Origin of the sequence: Streptococcus sp. 27098_8_134, assembly GCF_041431675.1 — a bacterium.
Lineage (GTDB): Bacteria > Bacillota > Bacilli > Lactobacillales > Streptococcaceae > Streptococcus > Streptococcus sanguinis_R.
The window spans coordinates 19679-39660 of the sequence record NZ_JAPVYD010000003.1; the positions used below are offsets into that span (position 1 = coordinate 19679).

At 43.1% G+C, this 19982-nt stretch carries 20 protein-coding genes; 16 read left to right on the forward strand and 4 right to left on the reverse strand.

What is annotated here, in order from left to right; genetic code table 11:
• Positions 1-90 precede the first annotated feature (90 nt).
• A complete protein-coding gene (lytF, locus tag O3620_RS07425; protein WP_002917933.1) occupies positions 91-2040 on the reverse strand; it encodes a murein hydrolase LytF in 1950 nt (649 codons plus the stop codon).
• Between the two features lie 321 nt (positions 2041-2361).
• Between lytF and purD the strand changes: the two genes are divergently transcribed.
• The 9 genes from purD to purB all read left to right on the forward strand — a co-directional run bounded on the left by purD (position 2362) and on the right by purB (position 11277).
• Entirely contained in the window at positions 2362-3621 is a 1260-nt protein-coding gene (gene purD / locus O3620_RS07430) for a phosphoribosylamine--glycine ligase (protein ID WP_371601594.1), read from the forward strand.
• Positions 3622-3680: 59 nt separating this feature from the next.
• The gene (locus tag O3620_RS07435) at positions 3681-4874 is read left to right on the forward strand and encodes a hypothetical protein (protein WP_002894352.1); all 1194 of its coding nucleotides are present in this window, start codon (positions 3681-3683) and stop codon (positions 4872-4874) included.
• Positions 4875-4893: 19 nt separating this feature from the next.
• On the forward strand, positions 4894-5382 hold the full coding sequence (purE, locus tag O3620_RS07440) for a 5-(carboxyamino)imidazole ribonucleotide mutase (RefSeq protein WP_002917921.1): 489 nt from the start codon (positions 4894-4896) through the stop codon (positions 5380-5382).
• Positions 5369-6463 carry a 5-(carboxyamino)imidazole ribonucleotide synthase gene (purK, locus tag O3620_RS07445; RefSeq protein ID WP_002917919.1) on the forward strand — a complete coding sequence of 365 codons (1095 nt, stop codon included), beginning with the start codon at positions 5369-5371 and terminating at the stop codon, positions 6461-6463. The genes purE and purK overlap by 14 nt, the downstream gene beginning before the upstream one ends.
• Before the next feature lie 5 nt (positions 6464-6468).
• Positions 6469-7725 (forward strand): DUF262 domain-containing protein, encoded by a 1257-nt coding sequence (locus O3620_RS07450; protein WP_002911344.1) that lies wholly within the window; start codon positions 6469-6471, stop codon positions 7723-7725.
• Entirely contained in the window at positions 7709-8782 is a 1074-nt protein-coding gene (locus tag O3620_RS07455) for a DUF3696 domain-containing protein (RefSeq protein WP_002911345.1), read from the forward strand. The genes O3620_RS07450 and O3620_RS07455 overlap by 17 nt, the downstream gene beginning before the upstream one ends.
• Positions 8782-9489: a hypothetical protein gene (locus O3620_RS07460; protein WP_235787843.1), complete on the forward strand. Its 708-nt coding sequence runs from the start codon at positions 8782-8784 to the stop codon at positions 9487-9489. Before O3620_RS07455 ends, O3620_RS07460 begins: the two co-directional genes overlap by 1 nt.
• Positions 9490-9517: 28 nt before the next feature.
• Complete coding sequence (locus O3620_RS07465; RefSeq protein WP_002911347.1) at positions 9518-9745, forward strand: hypothetical protein; 228 nt, start codon at positions 9518-9520, stop codon at positions 9743-9745.
• A 236-nt stretch (positions 9746-9981) separates the two neighbouring features.
• Complete coding sequence (gene purB, locus O3620_RS07470; protein ID WP_002911348.1) at positions 9982-11277, forward strand: adenylosuccinate lyase; 1296 nt, start codon at positions 9982-9984, stop codon at positions 11275-11277.
• A gap of 181 nt (positions 11278-11458) precedes the next feature.
• Here purB and O3620_RS07475 read toward each other — a convergent pair whose 3' ends face one another.
• Together O3620_RS07475 and O3620_RS07480 are read right to left on the reverse strand one after the other, a co-directional pair.
• Positions 11459-12025 (reverse strand): NAD(P)H-dependent oxidoreductase, encoded by a 567-nt coding sequence (locus O3620_RS07475; RefSeq protein WP_002911349.1) that lies wholly within the window; start codon positions 12023-12025, stop codon positions 11459-11461.
• Positions 12022-12618 carry a TetR/AcrR family transcriptional regulator gene (locus tag O3620_RS07480; protein WP_002911350.1) on the reverse strand — a complete coding sequence of 199 codons (597 nt, stop codon included), beginning with the start codon at positions 12616-12618 and terminating at the stop codon, positions 12022-12024. The genes O3620_RS07475 and O3620_RS07480 overlap by 4 nt, the downstream gene beginning before the upstream one ends.
• Before the next feature lie 216 nt (positions 12619-12834).
• Here O3620_RS07480 and dhaK point away from each other — a divergent pair, with 216 nt between their 5' ends.
• Genes dhaK through dhaM form a run of 3 tightly spaced genes read left to right on the forward strand, consistent with a single transcriptional unit; the run spans position 12835 to position 14787 of the window.
• Positions 12835-13824: a dihydroxyacetone kinase subunit DhaK gene (gene dhaK, locus O3620_RS07485; protein WP_002911351.1), complete on the forward strand. Its 990-nt coding sequence runs from the start codon at positions 12835-12837 to the stop codon at positions 13822-13824.
• A 10-nt stretch (positions 13825-13834) separates the two neighbouring features.
• The gene (gene dhaL, locus O3620_RS07490) at positions 13835-14413 is read left to right on the forward strand and encodes a dihydroxyacetone kinase subunit DhaL (RefSeq protein WP_002911352.1); all 579 of its coding nucleotides are present in this window, start codon (positions 13835-13837) and stop codon (positions 14411-14413) included.
• A complete protein-coding gene (gene dhaM / locus O3620_RS07495) occupies positions 14413-14787 on the forward strand; it encodes a dihydroxyacetone kinase phosphoryl donor subunit DhaM (RefSeq protein ID WP_002894380.1) in 375 nt (124 codons plus the stop codon). Before dhaL ends, dhaM begins: the two co-directional genes overlap by 1 nt.
• A 327-nt stretch (positions 14788-15114) precedes the next feature.
• Here dhaM and O3620_RS07500 read toward each other — a convergent pair whose 3' ends face one another.
• On the reverse strand, positions 15115-15831 hold the full coding sequence (locus tag O3620_RS07500) for a GntR family transcriptional regulator (protein ID WP_002901967.1): 717 nt from the start codon (positions 15829-15831) through the stop codon (positions 15115-15117).
• Between the two features lie 106 nt (positions 15832-15937).
• On the opposite strand from O3620_RS07500, the gene O3620_RS07505 reads away from it, so the two are divergent.
• The 4 genes from O3620_RS07505 to O3620_RS07520 are packed head-to-tail and all read left to right on the forward strand — an operon-like array spanning position 15938 to position 19973.
• A complete protein-coding gene (locus tag O3620_RS07505) occupies positions 15938-17758 on the forward strand; it encodes a beta-galactosidase family protein (RefSeq protein ID WP_371601595.1) in 1821 nt (606 codons plus the stop codon).
• Positions 17755-18231 (forward strand): PTS system mannose/fructose/N-acetylgalactosamine-transporter subunit IIB, encoded by a 477-nt coding sequence (locus O3620_RS07510; RefSeq protein WP_002898809.1) that lies wholly within the window; start codon positions 17755-17757, stop codon positions 18229-18231. Before O3620_RS07505 ends, O3620_RS07510 begins: the two co-directional genes overlap by 4 nt.
• A gap of 25 nt (positions 18232-18256) precedes the next feature.
• Positions 18257-19162, forward strand: a complete 906-nt coding sequence (locus O3620_RS07515; protein ID WP_268689171.1) for a PTS mannose/fructose/sorbose/N-acetylgalactosamine transporter subunit IIC — start codon at positions 18257-18259, stop codon at positions 19160-19162.
• A complete protein-coding gene (locus O3620_RS07520) occupies positions 19149-19973 on the forward strand; it encodes a PTS system mannose/fructose/sorbose family transporter subunit IID (RefSeq protein WP_011836304.1) in 825 nt (274 codons plus the stop codon). Before O3620_RS07515 ends, O3620_RS07520 begins: the two co-directional genes overlap by 14 nt.
• The last annotated feature ends 9 nt before the right edge of the window (positions 19974-19982 follow it).

The window sequence follows — 19982 nt, forward strand, 5'->3', positions numbered from 1 at the left end:
TTATACTCAATGAAATTCATGAACAAACTAAGCAGGAGTAGTCTGCTCAAAGCACTGGTTTGAAGTGGTTTTGAGGAGTGCGAAAGCGACTTATTTAGGGTAGATATAGGTCAGGCGGCCCCAGTAGGAAGCAGTTGGGTCAAACCAGCCACGGAAGTTGCTGATGTACTGCTTGCCGAGGTAGTTAGACTCTTGAATCTGGATGCGGGTATTGGATTCGACATGAGTCACAACACCAACATGGCCGTAGCCACCGTCATCCCAGCAGGCGATGGCACCAACCTCAGGTGTACTGCCGGTACGGAATCCAGCTCTTCTGGCACTAGCTGCCCATTGACCGCCGTTGCCCCAGTAATTTCCTGCCCAAGGAGCTAGAGCCTTGGCTCCCCAAGTACATTGACCGACAGGATAAGTTGTCGCATTAGCAGCGGCATAGTTTGGCTGAATATTAGCTGATTGAATGCTTGATTTCTCAACCTGATAGCTAGTTCCAGTCAGACCAGTCAGTTGTCCCGCTTTTCTACGATAGACATGGGTATGGAATAGACCGCTCCCCTTGTGATTCTGAGTATCTACGGTAAACTTGTATGTTCCATTGCCGACCTTATTTGCAGTATACCATTTGATATCATCTTGCCCATTGACTTCTGACCAAGTTGGCAGAATAATATCGCCATCTCCGTAGGCGTCTGTCACTGTCACCTCATAGCGATTAGCCTCAGTTTTCCTGACTGCAACCTTGGCTTGGATTTGGTCGGTAGACATTGAGACGGCATCTGCTGCGTAGCTACGCTCACTGCCGTCCTTATAGGTGACATACACATGGTTGTTATAGGTTCCAGACAAAGCCTGGTGATTACGGATATCAAAGGTTGCGCTGAAGGAGCCATCTCCGTTAGGAGTGGCTGCATACCATTTAAGATTGCTCTGATTGCTAGTGCTCCAAATTGGCACCCGGACAGATTGAATAGGTTTAGATAAGCTAGTTTCGGTAGTTTTCACGGTGTAGGTCCCTTGTTTGGGATTGATATTTTCCACCGTAAAAAGAGGTTTCTGTTCCTCGTCCGAAGGTAATTTTCCGCTGTCAACTTGAACTGTTGTTCCTGCTATACCAGTTGATTCCGGTTGAACATAGCTTTGGCCGTAAAGGTGGATATTGTAAGTCCCAGTGTCGTAGTTATGCTTTCTGAGTTCCACCCGAGCGCTGTAGCTGCCATCCGGATTTTTGCTTGCTTCGTACCATTGTAAATCATCTTGCCCTTTCTTATCAGACCAAGTTGGAAGAACAATTCGATGCATGGTGTCAGGTACGTTTTTGACAGTAATTTCCATGATACCTGTTTGAGGGAACCTGGTTTCGATTATCGGTTTCGGATTTTCAAGATGGAACGTAGTGCCAGATTGGAAAATCATTTTTCCGTTTACATTTTCATAAGTGTCAACGAAGTATCGTCCATAACCACGATGTTTGGAAAGATTAAATTCAGTTGATTCTTCTCCTGCGTCATACCACTGAAGGTCGTCGCTGCCTTTTTCCTCTGACCAGACAGCATGGACAATCTTTGAGTGAATTTGGTCTTTGTTGCGGGAAAAACTAATGCGTCCTGTACCTCCTGAGACGTATGCATTCGTTTTACTAGCTGGTTTATCTACATGAAAGGTAGCAGCATTTAGAGCTACCAAGCGCTCTCCTATCCGTATGTATGTATGAACATGAAACGTACCATATCCTGGATGGTTTCTTAAGTCAATGTCAGTGATGGGTGTTTGTGGTGTATCATACCATTTCAAATCATCTTGTCCGTTTTCTTCAGACCAAACAGCATGAGCAATAAGATAAGGTTCTTGAGCTTGAGAACGGGTATAACTAATAGAGGCTGTACGATCGTTCACAGTCACATCGACATTGCTGGCACGATCAGTAGGGCCTAGAATTTTGACTTCAGATTCAGGCGTTTCGGTTGCATGAACTGTTGAGTGGCTCGCAAAGAGACCTAGGACAGCTCCAGATAATAAAAACAGTTTTTGATATTTCTTCATAAAACTCCTTTGTGAGAATGGTTTTGGATGGGCCCACCTGTATTATTCGGAAAACTTATTTGAAAATGATAGTAAATTTGACAAGCCCTGAATATTTTTTGTCTAAATTAGGTACAATCCACTCAAAAAGGAGAAGACTGAAGACAACAATAATTACGGCAATCATTATAGAAGAGATATTCTTTTTCCCATTAGAATGGAATAAAACGAACGATTGTGATATAATTTAGATAAATAATTCGTAAAAATGCGGTGATTTTTACGTGATGTGTTAGCTCGGTGCGTAAGCACCTATGATATGAACATAGAGGTATCTCAGTTATGAAGCTTTTGGTTGTTGGTTCAGGCGGTCGTGAGCATGCGATTGCCAAGAAGTTATTGGAATCTCAGGGTGTGGAGCAGGTGTTTGTCGCTCCTGGAAATGATGGCATGACCTTGGATGGGTTGGATTTGGTGAATATTGGAATTTCCGAACATTCCAAACTAATTGAATTTGCCAAGGAGAATGATGTTGCTTGGTCTTTTATCGGTCCAGATGATGCGCTGGCAGCTGGAATTGTAGATGGTTTTAACCAAGCTGGGCTCAAGGCTTTCGGCCCATCTCGTTTAGCAGCGGAGCTGGAGTGGTCCAAGGATTTTGCCAAGGAAATCATGGTTAAATACGGTGTTCCGACAGCAGCCTATGGCACATTTTCTGACTTTGAGGAAGCTAAAGCCTACATTGAAAAGCAGGGAGCACCTATCGTGGTCAAGGCGGACGGCTTGGCTCTGGGCAAGGGTGTGGTCGTCGCAGAGACCGTGGAGCAGGCAGTCGAAGCAGCTCACGATATGCTCTTGGACAATAAGTTCGGCGACAGCGGTGCGCGTGTGGTGATCGAAGAGTTCCTGGACGGCGAGGAGTTCTCCCTTTTTGCCTTTGTCAATGGCGGTAAGTTTTACATTCTTCCGACGGCCCAAGACCATAAGCGGGCCTACGATGGGGACAAGGGTCCTAACACAGGCGGTATGGGAGCCTATGCGCCAGTTCCTCACCTGCCAAAAAGTGTGGTGGTTCAGTCGGTTGAGACGATTATCAAGCCGGTTCTCAAAGGCATGATAGCTGAGGGGCGTCCTTATCTTGGTGTGCTCTATGCTGGGCTGATTCTGACAGCCGATGGCCCCAAGGTTATCGAGTTCAACTCGCGCTTTGGCGATCCAGAGACTCAGATTATCCTGCCCCGTCTGACGTCTGATTTTGCGCAGAATATCACGGACATCTTGGACAAGAAAGAGCCTACTATCACTTGGATGGATGAGGGCGTGACACTTGGAGTGGTTGTCGCCTCAGAGGGCTACCCGCTGGACTATGAGAAAGGCCTGCCTCTGCCAGAGAAGACAGACGGCGACATTATCACCTACTATGCTGGGGCGAAGTTTGCGGAAAATAGCAGAGCTCTGCTGTCGAATGGCGGCCGAGTGTACATGCTGGTCACCACAGCAGATACCGTCTCAGCTGCGCAGGAAAAAATCTACGACCAACTAAAAAAACAAAACACAACAGGCCTCTTTTACCGAACGGATATCGGAAGCAAGGCTTTGTAAATCAAATCTATGAAACTTTTAGCCGTGAGGCTTAAAAATAGACTTCAGGTGTTTGAAAAATGAAAAATAGGTTGCTATTTTTAGAAGGTTCAAGCTTGACCTCACGAGAAACTTCGACAGTCTTGTTGAAAGAAGGCTATAAAATTGATGTGTTATCTCCTAGAAGATTTTCCATTGCATACTTCAGTCGTCTAACCCATAGAGTTCCGATAGTTGATGTGAATCGTTTTCCTGTAGATTATCTGAGACAGGTTAGTCAGTTGCTTCATAAAACCAATTACAAGGCCATTTTGCCAACACATGAAGAAGGCTGGTTATTGGCAAATGGGAAACAATTTTTGCCTCAATCGCTACCAATCGCCCTTGCTGATAAAGAGCAGTTTAAAAAGTTGGCTGGAAAGATTGCTTTTGCTGAGACTGCGGATTTATTAGGACTTCCCACACCTAAGTGGGAGTACGTGAAAGATGTAGACTCTATCCTGCTAGACTATCCTTATTGGCTGAAAGCAGATTATGGTACTGCCGGTCGCTCGGTTTATAAGATTTCAAGTAAGAAAGATTTGGCTGAAGTGACGAGCAAATTAACAGCGAGTGATGAGGAATGGATGGTTCAGCAAGACATAGTTGGAGACTATGGTCAGGTTCAAGCAGTGTTTGATCATGGAGAATTACTCGCAGTGCATTCTAGCGTAAAAGTAGGTTCTGGCGCGGGTGGTTCAGCTGCGGCAAGATTAAGCATAGAATCTAAAAGAACGAGAGAGCATGTTGAAAAATTAGGACAATATATACAATGGCATGGTTGCCTAACCCTAGATTTTATACGTAGGGGAGACCAATTTTACTATATAGAGTGTAACCCTAGAATGGTAGAGCCTGCTAACGCCTATAAAGCAGGAGTTAATTTTCCAAAAATCATGATAGAACTAGCCAGTCACAGCTACGCTAAATCTGAGGTCATTCTTGGTCAAGCAGGCGTTGAGACGCATAGTCTGATGGCTTTGATTATTGGAACAGCTGAGAAGACGAAAAGTAGAAGAAAAATATTGCAGACAATAAAGTACTGGCTTTTAAGACGTGATAGTGAAGAAGTGTTGACACCTGTCTGGAAGGATTTGCCGAGCATTATACCTCTTGTGACAATTATACTTCGTTTATTGATAAAACCTAAGAGCGTTGAAAATCTGGTTAATCAGACTGTTCAACATTATAGTGTTGAATCAGCTACTGTAAAAAATATTGAGCAAAAGAATTAGTTTATTCAGAGGAGAAAATATGAAACCAATTATTTCCATCATCATGGGCTCCAAATCTGACTGGGCAACCATGAAAAAAACCGCCGAAGTCTTAGACCGCTTCGGTGTAGCCTACGAAAAGAAAGTTGTCTCTGCCCATCGCACGCCGGACCTCATGTTTCAGCATGCCGAAGAAGCTCGCAGTCGTGGCATCAAGGTTATCATAGCTGGTGCTGGTGGCGCAGCCCATTTGCCAGGAATGGTAGCAGCAAAAACCACTCTGCCAGTCATCGGTGTACCCGTCAAATCACGCGCTCTTAGTGGAGTGGATTCGCTCTACTCTATCGTACAGATGCCGGGTGGTGTACCAGTAGCAACTATGGCCATTGGGGAAGCAGGAGCAACAAATGCGGCTCTCTTTGCCCTCCGCCTTCTTTCAGTGGAGGATCAGGCTATTGCGACAGCTTTGGCAGATTTTGCTGAAGAACAAGGAAAAATCGCTGAGGAGTCTAGCAATGAGCTCATCTAAAACAATCGGAATCATCGGTGGCGGTCAGCTGGGACAGATGATGGCCATTTCTGCCATCTACATGGGGCACAAGGTCATCGCGCTGGATCCTGCGGCGGACTGTCCGGCCTCTCGTGTGGCAGAGATTATCGTGGCGCCTTATAATGACGTGGACGCCCTTCGTCAGCTGGCTGAACGTTGCGATGTCCTCACCTATGAGTTTGAGAATGTTGATGCTGACGGTTTGGATGCCGTTATCAAGGATGGTCAGCTCCCTCAAGGGACGGACCTGCTCCGCATTTCGCAAAATCGCATTTTTGAAAAGGACTTTCTCTCAAACAAGGCCCAAGTCACCGTGGCACCCTATAAGGTCGTGACTTTTAGCCAAGACTTAGCAGATATTGACCTGTCGAAAAACTATGTTCTCAAAACGGCGACTGGTGGCTACGATGGCCATGGGCAAAAGGTCATTCGCTCAGAAGCAGACTTGGAAGAAGCTTATGCGTTAGCCGACTCAGCAGACTGCGTTTTGGAAGAATTTGTCAATTTTGACCTTGAAATTTCCGTCATCGTATCTGGAAATGGCAAGGACGTGACGGTTTTCCCAGTTCAGGAAAATATCCACCGCAACAATATCCTGTCTAAGACCATCGTGCCAGCCCGCATTTCAGAAAGTTTGGCTGACAAGGCCAAAGCTATGGCAGTGCGAATCGCAGATCAGCTTAACTTGTCTGGAACCCTTTGCGTGGAAATGTTTGCGACAGCTGACGACATCATCGTCAACGAAATCGCGCCACGTCCACATAACTCAGGGCACTATTCGATTGAAGCTTGTGATTTCTCCCAGTTTGATACGCATATTCTCGGTGTTCTCGGAGCACCGTTGCCAGCTATCCACTTACATGCGCCAGCTGTCATGCTCAACGTACTCGGCCAGCATGTCGAGGCCGCTGAGAAATATGTCACAGAAAATCCAAGCGCCCACCTCCACCTGTATGGTAAAATAGAAGCGAAGCACAACCGCAAGATGGGACATGTGACTTTGTTTAGTGATGAGCCGGATGCAGTTGAGGAGTTTTTACAAAAATATGAAATAAGGTGAGTTGTATGTTGTCTAAGGTTGAGATTGATAAGTTATTAGATAAGGTTAAAAAATATCAAATTAAAAGTGTTATCAATAGAATAGATATTGAAAATGAAATTGCATCTTTAGAATTAGATGTTGATATCTTTGAAATCGAAAAAAAATTAGAAGAACAGGGAATATCCATTAGTAATGACGAGGTTGATGAGGATGGAGAATCTGTTCAAATAGAGGTTCCTTTCAATCCAGAAAAGATAGACATTGTAATGGATAGAATAGTATGTATTAATTTGATAAATAGATTAAAAAATAATGCTATCGAATTAGCATCAGAGTTTCAAAGAAAGGCTGGACTTTGGAATGCTGAACAAAAGAGTAGATTGATTGAATCTATTTTATTAAATATTCCTCTTCCTGCTTTTTATTTTGATTCTTCGAATAAAGAAAAGTGGCTAGTGATAGATGGTTTGCAGAGGCTATCGACTATAAATGAATTTGTTGTTCAAGAAAAATTTAGATTAACAAATTTAGAATTTTTAAAAGACTGGGAAGGGAGATTATTCTCTGAACTTCCATACAGTATGCGCTCAACAATTGAAGAGACTAACTTTAATGTGTACTTTGTGAGAAAAAACACTCCGGAAAATGTTAAATATAATATTTTTAAGAGGATAAATACTGGAGGATTGATTTTAACAGCACAAGAAATTCGAAATGCTCTGTATCAAGGTAAAGCAACAGTATTTTTATCAAAAATGTCACAAAATAATAATTTTTTAACTGCAACTTCAAATAGTATAAAAACGAATCGGATGCTTGACCGTGAATTTTGTTTACGTTATATTGCTTTTACAAAGTTATCTTTGAAAAATTATAATAATTCGATTGATGAATTTTTGATTTTAGCAATGAAATTACTTAATGATTCTTCTGATGAACAATTAGATGAATATTATAAAGAATTTCAACAATCTATGAAAATTATTTATAATATTTTTGGTAGGTTCAGTTTTAGAAAACTACGATATGATAATAGGAGAACTCCTATAAATAAAGCAATTTTTGAAGGATGGGCACATATTGTTAGTAGTTTAGACGAATCTAGTCAAAATAAATTGGTTCAAAATAAGGAAATTTTGATAAATAAATTCACGGAGAGTTGTGAAGAAGATGCAAAGTTTGTAAATTATATAAAAGCTAATGATAAAAATTCAATTATAAAGCGTTTAAATACGATTTGTTCAATCGTCGAAGAGGTTTTAAATGAAGACAATCCATAAAGTTTCTTTAAAACATTTTAAATGTTTTAAAAAAAAAGAATTCAACCTAAAGAATCTTAATGTTCTTACGGGGATTAATAGTTCAGGTAAATCAACTTTGATTCAATCTTTGCTCATCTTAAGACAGAGTTTTGATGCAAGAATGATAGAAAGTGGTTTATTATTAAATTCAACTTTAATTGATTTAGGAACCATACAAGACGTTAGATATGATGGAATCATAGAAAAAGATCCTAATATTCAAATCAATATTCAATTTGGTGACGTAAATATGGAGAACGATTATATAGGTTCTGAGTCGGAGAGTGATTTCATGAAATCAGCTAACCCTATTCACATTCCTGATGATTGTAATCTTTTTTCGGATGGTTTCAATTACATTTCTTCTGATAGAATCGGTCCTCAGAAAATCTACAGTAAATCATATAGTGTAGTAAAAGAAAATAGAAGCGTTGGTTTACACGGAGAATTATTTGCTCATATGTATCAGTTGAATAAAGAAGAATCAACGATTTTAGCTGATACTTTAGAGAATGATCTTTCTAGATGGCTTTCTGAAATAAGTCCAGGTTTCTCAATTGATACATTAACTGACTCAAAAAGTAGTCAAGTGATTGAATTAACATTTAATGCTGGAAACAATAGACAACGTTATAAATCTATAAATGTTGGCTTTGGGCTTAGTTATATAGCTCCAGTAATTGTAGCATTGTTAATGTCTAAAAAAGGCGATTTACTTATTATTGAATCACCGGAAGCCCATCTTCACCCTAAAGGTCAAAGGAAGATGGGAGAGTTATTGGCAAAAATCAGTGAAAAAGGTGTTCAAGTTATTGTAGAAACCCATAGTGACCATGTTATAAATGGGATTCGCTTAGCAGTGAAAAATAAACAAATTTCGAAAGAAAATGTTAATTTTATGTATTTTTATAGAGATAGTGAAGTGCATGAGGTAGATTATATAGAGGTACTCAATGATGGGCAATTATCGCATTGGCCAGATGGCTTCTTTGATGAATGGGATAATGCATTGTTTGATCTTTTGAGGAGAGAATGATGGAAATTTTATTTCATGATAAAAGTTTTCCTGAGTCTGAACTCACGATAGATATTTATAGCTTTTCAACAAGCTTAGAAAAATTATATTATTTACAGCAGGAGTTACTGAAAATAATACATAAAGAAAAATGCTATGTGTCAACTAAACAATGTAAAGATAACGCTTGTTCAATAATGACTTATCTATTTGCTGAACAGCGGAAAGTAAAGAAAAACATAAATCGTGATATTCTCCGCGCCACTCAAATAATGATTAGTAAAAATATTGAATACATAGATAAGGAAGAATTTAATGCTCGAGTTATTTATAATCAAGCAATTATTACTAATGGATATATAGATGAATTAAGTGCAGATATTGTTAATATCAATAATAATGATTTAAAAAATATATCTAATACTGAGCAATTTAAACAAAATAAGTTTTATTTACCGATAAGAATTTATGAATCAAATCCCAAACATGATATTTCCCAATTAGGTCACTTAAAAGGGAAAGGGGTAGTCTCTATTATGGATTTAGGGGATGGTGACGCTCAAATTGTTTTGAATAAAGCAATTCCTGATGGACAAAAACTTTATGGTTATCATGATGGAAAATTTTATGAATTTCAATGTCACAAAGATAATTGTTGGCATGGGTATTGTCCACATGATGGAATTCCAGAAAATATACAGAGACAGCTGACAGATTCGGAAAGATGATAGAATCAAAAATTTGAGGTGAATAGAGATGAGCAATTTTATAGAGACTTTTCAAGAGCGAATGAGAGCAAATAGACAACTTTTGATTGATGATGCGGTCAATAGAGAGCGGCAAAATTGTATTTTCATTTCTGCAAAGATGCTTTTGGAAGCAAAGGTGGATGAAGAGAAAATAGTATTACTTTTACAAAAGTATTGGGATTTACGTCCGAGTGAAGTAAGAGATTATATTAATTTTACAAAGAACAGGGGATAAACTGAATAAGTTAAGAAGGAACAAAAGTAGTTGTAATAATTTAACTGAATACGGGCTACGGACTTCCTTAAAACTTAAACTAAAAAATTGACAACAAGAAAGGAGAAGAGGGAGGGTTCAAGCATTTGAACTCGGGCTAAAAGCGTCGGGAAAAAGATAGACTTCCTAGTGTGTAGACATACAGAGTCAGTCTCCTATTTTTCTTTCGCTTTCTAGACGCCCTCTGTATCATAATCATGATCAACCGTTACTCTCGCCCTGAAATGGCGAACATTTGGACTGAGGAAAATAAGTACAAGGCTTGGCTGGAGGTAGAGATTCTGGCTGATGAGGCTTGGGCTGAGCTGGGTGAGATTCCCAAGGAAGATGTGGCCTTGATTCGTGAGAAGGCCGGCTTTGATATTGACCGCATTTTAGAGATTGAGCAGGAGACGCGCCACGATGTGGTGGCCTTCACGCGGGCGGTTTCTGAGACACTGGGTGAGGAGCGCAAGTGGGTGCATTATGGTCTTACCTCAACCGACGTGGTAGATACAGCCTACGGCTACCTCTACAAGCAGGCTAATGACATCATTCGTGAGGATCTGCGTCGCTTCACCGACATCATTGCGGAGCGGGCACGGGAGCACAAGTTCACCATCATGATGGGACGGACCCACGGGGTGCATGCGGAGCCGACGACTTTCGGTCTTAAGCTCGCGACTTGGTACAGTGAAATGAAGCGCAATATCGAGCGTTTCGAGATTGCGGCTGCGGGTGTGGAAGCTGGGAAAATCTCTGGTGCGGTTGGGAACTTTGCTAACATTCCGCCATTTGTAGAAAGCTATGTCTGTGAGAAATTAGGCATCCGTCCGCAGGAGATTTCGACTCAAGTTCTGCCACGTGACCTCCACGCTGAATACTTCTCGGCTTTAGCCTTGATTGCGACATCTATCGAGCGCATGGCGACCGAAATCCGTGGTTTGCAAAAGTCTGAGCAGCGCGAAGTGGAAGAGTTCTTTGCCAAGGGTCAAAAGGGTTCATCTGCTATGCCTCACAAGCGCAACCCTATCGGCTCTGAAAATATGACTGGTCTGGCGCGGGTCATTCGTGGTCACATGGTGACAGCCTTCGAGAATGTCTCTCTCTGGCATGAGCGTGATATTTCCCACTCATCAGCTGAGCGAATTATCGCACCGGACACGACCATCCTCATCGACTACATGCTCAACCGCTTTGGGAATATCGTCAAGAACCTGACCGTCTTCCCAGAAAATATGAAGCGCAACATGAACTCAACCTTTGGTCTTATCTTCAGCCAGCGGGCTATGTTGACCTTGATTGAAAAAGGCATGACGCGGGAGCAGGCTTATGACTTGGTGCAGCCAAAGACTGCCCAGTCTTGGGACAATCAAGTAGACTTCAAGCCTCTGCTCGAAGCAGATCCAGAAGTCACTTTCCGTCTGACTCAAGAAGAGATTGATGAAATCTTCAACCCAGTTTACTACACCAAGCGCGTGGATGAAATCTTCAAGCGCGTGGGGCTGGATTAAACATAAAAACGAGCCTGGGCAAAAAGTCCAGGCTTTTGAAAATAAATTAGAAAAAATAGATGGCGCAGTGGTTGATTGGCATCTTCCTTCGCTTTTTAAGCTCCAAAGATGACCTAATCAACTGGGAAGACGAACTTTTTTAACTTGTTTGAAGTTCTTTCCCACTCCCGTTTTCTTTATCTTAAATTTGACTGGCCAGCTGTCCGATTTTTTTGAGCATTTCTTGGCGTTGTTGGTCTGTTTTGCGTTCTACTCCGTTGAGCTCGGTCAGTTGGACTGGAGAAATTCCACAAAGTTTCAAGATTTGATTTTTAAGTACCTTGCCGTAGTCTTGGACAAAAGGCAGGGCAAAACCTGGTGTATTATGGCTGACGATAATCCAGCCGGACTTGCCTTGCAGGTGGCCTTGCATGCCGATTTTCTTATAAGAGTAGGCGAAGTCAGCCGCGAAGACACGGTCAATAAAGCCTTTGAGAACGGCCGGCATACCGCTCCACCAGATAGGGAAAATGAAAATCAGGTGGTCTGCCCAAGTAATCAAATCCCTGTATTTTGCCATTTCGGGATCTTTGTGCAGGTCACGGCGTCTATGTTCTTGGTCAAAGCGCAAGATTGGATCAAAATTTTCAGCATACAAGTCCAAGGTTTTTACCTCATGCTTCTTAGAAAGGTTGCTTTGAACTTCTTTGAGAATAGCAGCATTGAAGCCTGTTGGGCTGGGGTGGGTGTAAATAATCAAGGTTTTCATGATCGTTCTCCTTTGATATAAATATCAAGCATGTGCTCAATCGTGCTTTGGATGGCTTGAGGATCAAGGTCTTGGCCGATAGGACTGTTGGTCAGAACAGCTAGACCCGTGATAAAGCTCCAAAAGTGAAAAAGACTTTCCGCTTCGCTATTGCTAAAATTTTCCTCCTTGCGAAGCTTTAAAACAAGCTCCTTAAATTTATCAAATCCAGGCAAGTCCGACTCCAAGAGAATGGTGTCCTGCGTCACCTTCATATATTTAAAAGGGAATTTGATAAAGAGAGCTTCGAAAAAATGAGGGTAGGTCTTAGCAAAAATAATGAAATTAAGTCCAAGCTGGGTCAGTTGATCACGCGCAGAACCTGTCGCATCAATGTTTTCATTGATTTCCTGATTGAGAAAGAGCGAAAGCTGGGTCAAAACCACCTTGAGGTAGCCTTCCTTGCTCTCAAAATGGCGGTAAGGGCTGCCGTGAGTTACACCGCAGGCCTTGGCAACAGTCCTGAGCGAAAGCTGTTCAATTCCGTGTTTTCCGATTTCGTCAATCCCTGTTTGGATGAGTTGTTCTTTCAGCTGGGCAGTATTTCGTTTCATGTATCTCCTCCAAAAGTATACACTGTCTACTTATCTATATCTAGTATACGCTGTCTACTTTTTCTTGTCAAGTAATTTGATGCTTTCCTCTAGTCTAGGATGTAGCAGAATTTGCTTTCGGTAAGATAAAATGTTAAAATAATATCAAAATGATAGCGCTTTCTTTTTAGGGTAAATTGCTCATTTTAGAGAAACGCTAAGAAACGGAGGACATCTATGAAGAAAATTATCAACGATCCAACAGCGGTTGTAGACGAGATGCTGGAGGGCTTGGCCTATATTCACAGCGATTTGGTTTATCGGGTGGAGGGCTTTGATATCATTGCCCGCAAGAGTGAGAAGACAGGCAAGGTTGGCCTGATTTCTGGCGGTGGCAGTGGTCATGAGCCTTCCCATGCTGGCTTTGTCGGTGAGGGCATGCTGTCGGCTGCTATCTGCGGAGCGGTCTTTACTTCGCCAACACCTGACCAAGTCTTGCAGGCTATCAAGGAAGCGGATGAGGGGGCTGGGGTCTTCATGGTTATCAAGAATTACTCCGGTGACATCATGAACTTTGAAATGGCTCAGGAAATGGCTGAGATGGAAGGGATTGAGGTGGCTAGTGTCGTCGTAGATGACGATATCGCAGTGGAAGACAGCCTCTATACTCAAGGTCGCCGTGGAGTGGCAGGTACCATTCTTGTCCATAAGATTCTAGGGGATGCGGCGCGTGCAGGCAAATCTCTGACTGAAATCAAGGCTCTGGCTGATGAGCTGGTCAAAAGTATTCACACAGTCGGCTTGGCTCTGAGCGGGGCAACCGTACCGGAAGTCGGCAAGCCTGGTTTTGTTTTGGCTGATGATGAGATAGAGTTTGGCATTGGCATCCATGGTGAGCCTGGCTATCGCAAGGAAAAGATGCAGCCGTCTAAGGACTTAGCCAAAGAATTGGTCGAAAAGCTCAGTCAGTCTGTTGAGCTCAAATCTGGCAAGAAAATTGGTATCCTCATCAATGGTATGGGTGCAACACCGCTCATGGAGCAGTATGTCTTTGCGGCCGATGTAGCAAATCTTCTGGCAGATGTTGGAGTCGAAGTTGTCTATAAAAAGCTGGGTAATTACATGACCTCCATTGATATGGCAGGGATTTCTCTGACCTTTATCGAGCTGGATCAGCCAGACTGGCTGACAGCTCTCAACAGTCCTGTCACGACAGCCGCTTGGTAAGGAGGTGCTTATGGACGCAGCAAGAGCAAAAAAATGGATGCAGTTGTTCAACGAGAAGATCCAGGACCAGAAAGCCTATCTGTCTGATCTCGACACTCCCATCGGCGACGGAGATCACGGTGGCAATATGGCCAGGGGAATGGCAGCAGCAGTAGAGAGTTTAGCTGCTAAGGACTTTGCTAGTGCGGCTGAGGTTTTTCAGGCTGTTTCCATGCAGCTGATTAGTAAGGTCGGTGGTGCTTCCGGCCCTCTCTATGGCTCGGCCTTCATGGGCATGGCCAAGGCCGAAAAAGACGGCAAAGACTTGTCAGAAGTCATCCAAGCTGGGCTGGACATGATTCAGAAGCGGGGCAAGGCTGTGCCGGGTGAGAAGACCATGGTGGATGTCTGGTCGGAGATTCCTCTTTCTCTGCAGTCTGGAGACTTGACGCGTGAAAAGATTGGTTCCCTAGTGGAAGCGACCAAAGATTTGAAAGCGACCAAGGGGCGGGCTTCCTATGTCGGTGAGCGCTCTATCGGTCATATTGATCCCGGTTCGGCTTCATCTGGTCTCCTCTTTGAGGCTCTTTTAGAAACGGAGGCAGGCTGATGGCAGATACTGGCATTCTTATCGTTTCCCATTCCAAAAACCTGGCCCAAGGCTTGTTTGACCTCATTTCGCAGGTGGCGGTAGATGTGGCCATCAGCTATGTGGGCGGGTTGGACGACGGCAGCATCGGGACCAGCTTTGAAGGGATTCAGGCAGCTTTAGATGCCAATGACAAGGACACTATTTTGGCCTTTTTCGATCTGGGCTCAGCTCGGATGAATCTAGAAATGGTCGCAGACTTTTCTGACAAGGAAATCATTATCAACAATGTTCCTTTGGTAGAGGGAGCCTATACGGCTGCTGCTCTTCTTCAGGCTGGGGCAGATTTGCCTAATGTTTTGCTTCAGGTCCGTGAATTAGAAATAAAGAAATAGCAGGTTTTCTAAAGACTTGATGAACGATTTCATTTGCAAAATAAGGAACATTTTATATCAAAAAGCTGGAATTCAATCCCAGCTTTTTTGCTTTATCACTGTACCAATTTCAGGGGAACAGCCAGTATTTCTTATTTCTTTCTTCTTTAAATTGATTAAAAATAGGACAAATTTATAGCCTGCGTTTAATTTTTGACACTATTCGCCTTTTAATGAACAAAAGTTCTTAGAATGGATTGCAAATTGGTATAGATAGACTTATAATAGATATAAGTACACAAGATGAAAGAAAAAACGACAGCCGATTAGAAGCCATCGTTTTTAATCTTAGTGGTCCCGATTGCAGGAAATGAACTTAATCTTGAAGAAGTCACCGCGTTTGTAAGTTTCGCTGTACTCTAAGATCTGTCCTGTGCTTTCTAGCTGGGTAATCTTCACCTGATGAACGGTCGGGAAGTTGGTATCAACTTCCAGTACTTTCGCAACATCTTTTGGTGTTGGGAAGACAATTTCATTGGTTTCTTCAAAATGCTCATCATTCATATGAATGTGGTAGTCAGTTTTGAAGCGGTTGTAGATTGAGCTATAATAGTCCATATCTGGATAATTCGGATTGATGTACTGCTCAGGGATATAGGTTTGGTGATAGATATAGATTTTATCGCCAGTCCGTCTGACCCGGTCAATCTTATAGTAGAACTGCGTTGGTGCTAGTTCTAGCTTATCCAAGATTTTCAGGTCATTCCCACGCTTGATGGAGAGAACAGTCACCTTATCTTTTTGGATAGGGAAGGTCTCAACGTCAGAAAATTCCACCAGCTTGTGCTTTCTTGCACGTGAAACGAAGGTCCCCTTGCCTTGTTGGCGGATGATGTAACCATCATTGGCCAGTTCATTCAAAGCGCGGACAACAGTAATGGAGCTGACATTAAACATCTGAATCAGCTCAGCCTCTGTGTAAAACTTATCGCCATTTTCAAATTTGCCAGAAATGATTTGCTGCTTGAGCTCATCTTTGATTTGTTGGTATTTTGGAATAGCCATTTTGTTCACCTCTCTTTTTTTACTTTTCTTACTTAAGATTTTAACATATTTTTAAAAAAAATGTTGACATTTATGCAAAAATTTATTATATTAATATTAATAAGAGATGAAAGCGGTTTTATACCTGAGGGAACATCAGATGGCAAGATTCAAAATTGGTCATTCCTTCTGTTTGGATAATCGGGAGTTTAAGATTTTATCGGGAGCCATTCACTATTTTCGGGTACAGCCTGAGGACTGGTATCATTCCCTTTATAATCTCAAAGCTCTGGGCTTTAATACAGTGGAGACCTATCTTCCCTGGAATATGCACGAACCTCAAAAAGGTGTTTTTGACTTCCAAGGGATTTTAGATATTGAGGCATTTTTACAGACTGCTCAGGATTTGGGACTTTATGCCATTATCCGCCCTTCGCCTTTTATCTGCGCGGAGTGGGAGTTCGGTGGTCTGCCGGCCTGGCTGCTCAATGAGAATATGCGCATCCGCTCATCAGACGAGGCCTTTCTGCAGGCCGTGGCCAGCTATTATGACGAGCTGCTGCCGCGACTGACTCCAAGGCTTCTGGACAATGGGGGAAATATCCTCATGATGCAGGTGGAAAATGAGTACGGTTCTTATGGGGAAGACAAGGCCTACTTAAGAGCAATCAGACAGCTCATGGAAGAACGTGGTGTCATCTGTCCGCTCTTTACTTCAGATGGACCTTGGCGGGCTACGCTTCAAGCTGGTACGCTGATTGATGACGATGTCTTTGTGACAGGAAATTTCGGCTCCAAGGCAGATTACAATTTTGCCCAGATGCAGGAATTCTTTGATGAGCATGGCAAAAAGTGGCCGCTCATGTGTATGGAGTTCTGGGATGGCTGGTTCAATCGCTGGAAAGAGCCTGTCATTAAGCGAGATCCAGACGAACTGGCTCAAGCTGTTCACGAAGTGCTCCAGCAAGGCTCAATCAATCTCTATATGTTTCATGGCGGTACCAACTTTGGCTTCATGAACGGCTGTTCGGCCAGAGGTGTCATTGACCTGCCACAGGTAACTTCTTATGACTATGATGCTCTACTCGATGAGCGAGGCAATCCGACGGACAAGTACTATGCAGTCCAGAGGATGCTGAAAGAGTATTATCCAGAGTATCCGCAGATGGAGCCGCTGGTGAAAGAGTCTTTTGAGCTTAGGAATATCCCGCTCAGTCAGAAAGTCAGTCTCTTTGAGACATTGCCTGACTTGGCTCAGCCTATCGAAAGTCTCTATCCGATGAAGATGGAGGAACTGGGGCAAAATGTCGGCTACCTGCTCTATCGGACTTGGGCTAGTTGGGATGCTGATCAGGAAAGACTCCGTGTCATTGACGGCCGCGACCGTATGCAGCTCTATGTGGACGGTCAGCACATTGCCACCCAGTACCAGACAGAAATCGGTCAGGATATCATGGTGGACGGCCAGAAAAAGGCGGAGCACCAGCTGGACATTCTGATGGAAAATATGGGCCGTGTCAATTATGGGCATAAGCTACTGGCAGATACCCAGCAGAAAGGGATTCGTACCGGTGTCTGCAAGGATCTGCACTTCCTGCTTGACTGGCAGCATTATCCATTGCCGCTGGATCATCCAGAAAAGATTGACTTTTCAAAAGGGTGGCAGGAAAAGCAACCAGCTTTCTACGCTTTTGATTTTAAAATGAAAGCGCTTAAAGATACTTATCTGGATCTGTCCGACTTTGGCAAGGGCGTCGTCTTTGTCAACGGTGTCAGCATTGGCCGCTTCTGGAATGTCGGACCGACCTTATCGCTTTATATCCCGCACAGCCTGCTCAGAGAAGGCGACAATCGCATCATTATCTTTGAGACAGAAGGGGTATACAGCGAAACCATTCACTTAGTTAACCAACCTACATTTAAAACAATAAAGGGGGAAAATCTATGACAATAGTAGGTGCACGTATCGATGGACGTTTAATCCATGGACAGGTAGCCAATCTTTGGACTACCAAGCTCAACATTTCACGCATTATGGTGATTGACGATGAGGTGGCTGAAAATGCTATCGAAAAGAGCGGACTCAAGCTCGCAACGCCAGCTGGTGTGAAACTCAGTGTCTTGCCGATTGCTAAGGCAGCAGAAAATATCTTGGCCGGCAAGTATGATTCACAGCGACTCTTGATTGTCGCTCGCAAGCCAGACCGCTTCCTGCGGTTGGTTGAAGCTGGTGTTCCGCTGGAAACGCTGAACGTCGGCAATATGTCTCAGTCAGACGAAACTCGCTCCATTACCCGCTCTATCAACGTAGTAGATGCAGATGTTGAAGCCTTTCACAAGCTGCACGAAAAAGGAGTCAAACTGACCGCGCAAATGGTTCCCAACGATCCGGTTGAGGACTTCATGAAGTTATTAAAATAAGACAAAATTTTAGGAGGACATTGTTATGATACAATGGTGGCAAATTTTACTACTCACTTTGTACTCAGCTTATCAAATCTGTGATGAGTTGACCATCGTTTCTTCAGCAGGATCCCCTGTATTTGCTGGTTTCATTACTGGCTTGATTATGGGGAAACCAGTGACCGGTTTGTTTATTGGTGGTAGCCTGCAATTGTTTGTTCTTGGTGTAGGAACATTTGGTGGAGCTTCTCGTATTGACGCAACATCAGGTGCCGTTTTGGCGACAGCCTTCTCCGTAGCACAAGGCATTAAGCCAGAGTTGGCTATCGCGACAATCGCAGTACCGGTAGCAACTTTGCTAACTTACTTTGATATCTTAGGTCGTATGACAACGACTTATTTCGCGCACCGTGTGGATGCAGCAGTTGAACGCTTCGACTATAAAGGTATTGAACGCAACTATCTCTTAGGTGCCCTTCCTTGGGCTCTGTCTCGTGCCCTCCCAGTCTTTCTGGCTCTGGCATTTGGTGGAGCATTTGTACAAGCGATAGTAGATGGTGTTGCTGGTGTGAAATGGCTGGCTGCAGGTTTGACACTGGCTGGTCGTATGTTACCAGGACTCGGATTTGCTATCTTGCTTCGTTACCTTCCAGTTAAACGTAATCTTCACTACTTAGCTCTTGGTTTTGGCTTGACTGCCATGCTGACTGTTCTTTACTCAAATATTCAAACTTTGGGTGGGGCTGTATCTAGTATTGTTGGAACTCTTCCAAAAGATGCTGCGATCACATTTGCCAACAACTTCAAAGGCTTGTCTATGATTGGTGTAGCTATCTTTGGTATCTTCCTTGCAGTACAGCATTTCAAATACAGCCAAAGAACAGTAGTTGCTGCTCCAGCTGCTAGCACAAACTCAGAAAGTGAGGAAATTGAAGATGACGAACTCTAATTATAAATTAACAAAAGAAGATTTTAAACAAATCAATAAACGCAGCTTGTTCACTTTCCAATTAGGCTGGAACTACGAGCGGATGCAAGGGTCAGGTTATCTCTACATGCTCTTGCCTCAGCTGCGCAAAATGTACGGAGATGGCACTCCAGAATTGAAAGAAATGATGAAATTGCATACGCAATTCTTCAATACATCACCTTTCTTCCACACCATTATTGCAGGTTTTGACCTAGCTATGGAAGAAAAAGACGGTGTTAAATCAAAAGATGCGGTCAATGGTATCAAGACAGGTCTTATGGGGCCATTTGCTCCTCTTGGAGACTCTATCTTTGGCTCTCTTGTGCCAGCCATCATGGGATCTATCGCTGCTACCATGGCTATCGCAGGCCAGCCTTGGGGAATTTTCCTTTGGATTGCTGTAGCAGTTGCTTATGATATTTTCCGTTGGAAACAGTTAGAATTTGCCTACAAAGAAGGGGTCAATCTCATTACCAACATGCAAAGCACTTTAACAGCTCTTGTTGAAGCGGCTTCTGTATTGGGTATCTTTATGGTGGGTGGTTTGATTGCTACTATGATCAACTTTGAAGTATCCTGGGTATGGAACATCGGTGAAAAAGCTATTGATTTCCAAGACATGATGAATCTGATTTTCCCACGTTTGATTCCAGCGGTCTTTACAGGCTTTATCTTCTGGCTCTTGGGCAAGAAAGGAATGAACTCTACTAAGGCTATCTTCATTATCATTATCATGGCAGTAAGCTTCTCTGCTATCGGCTACTTCCTGCTGGGACAAGTACCAGAGTAATGGAGTGAT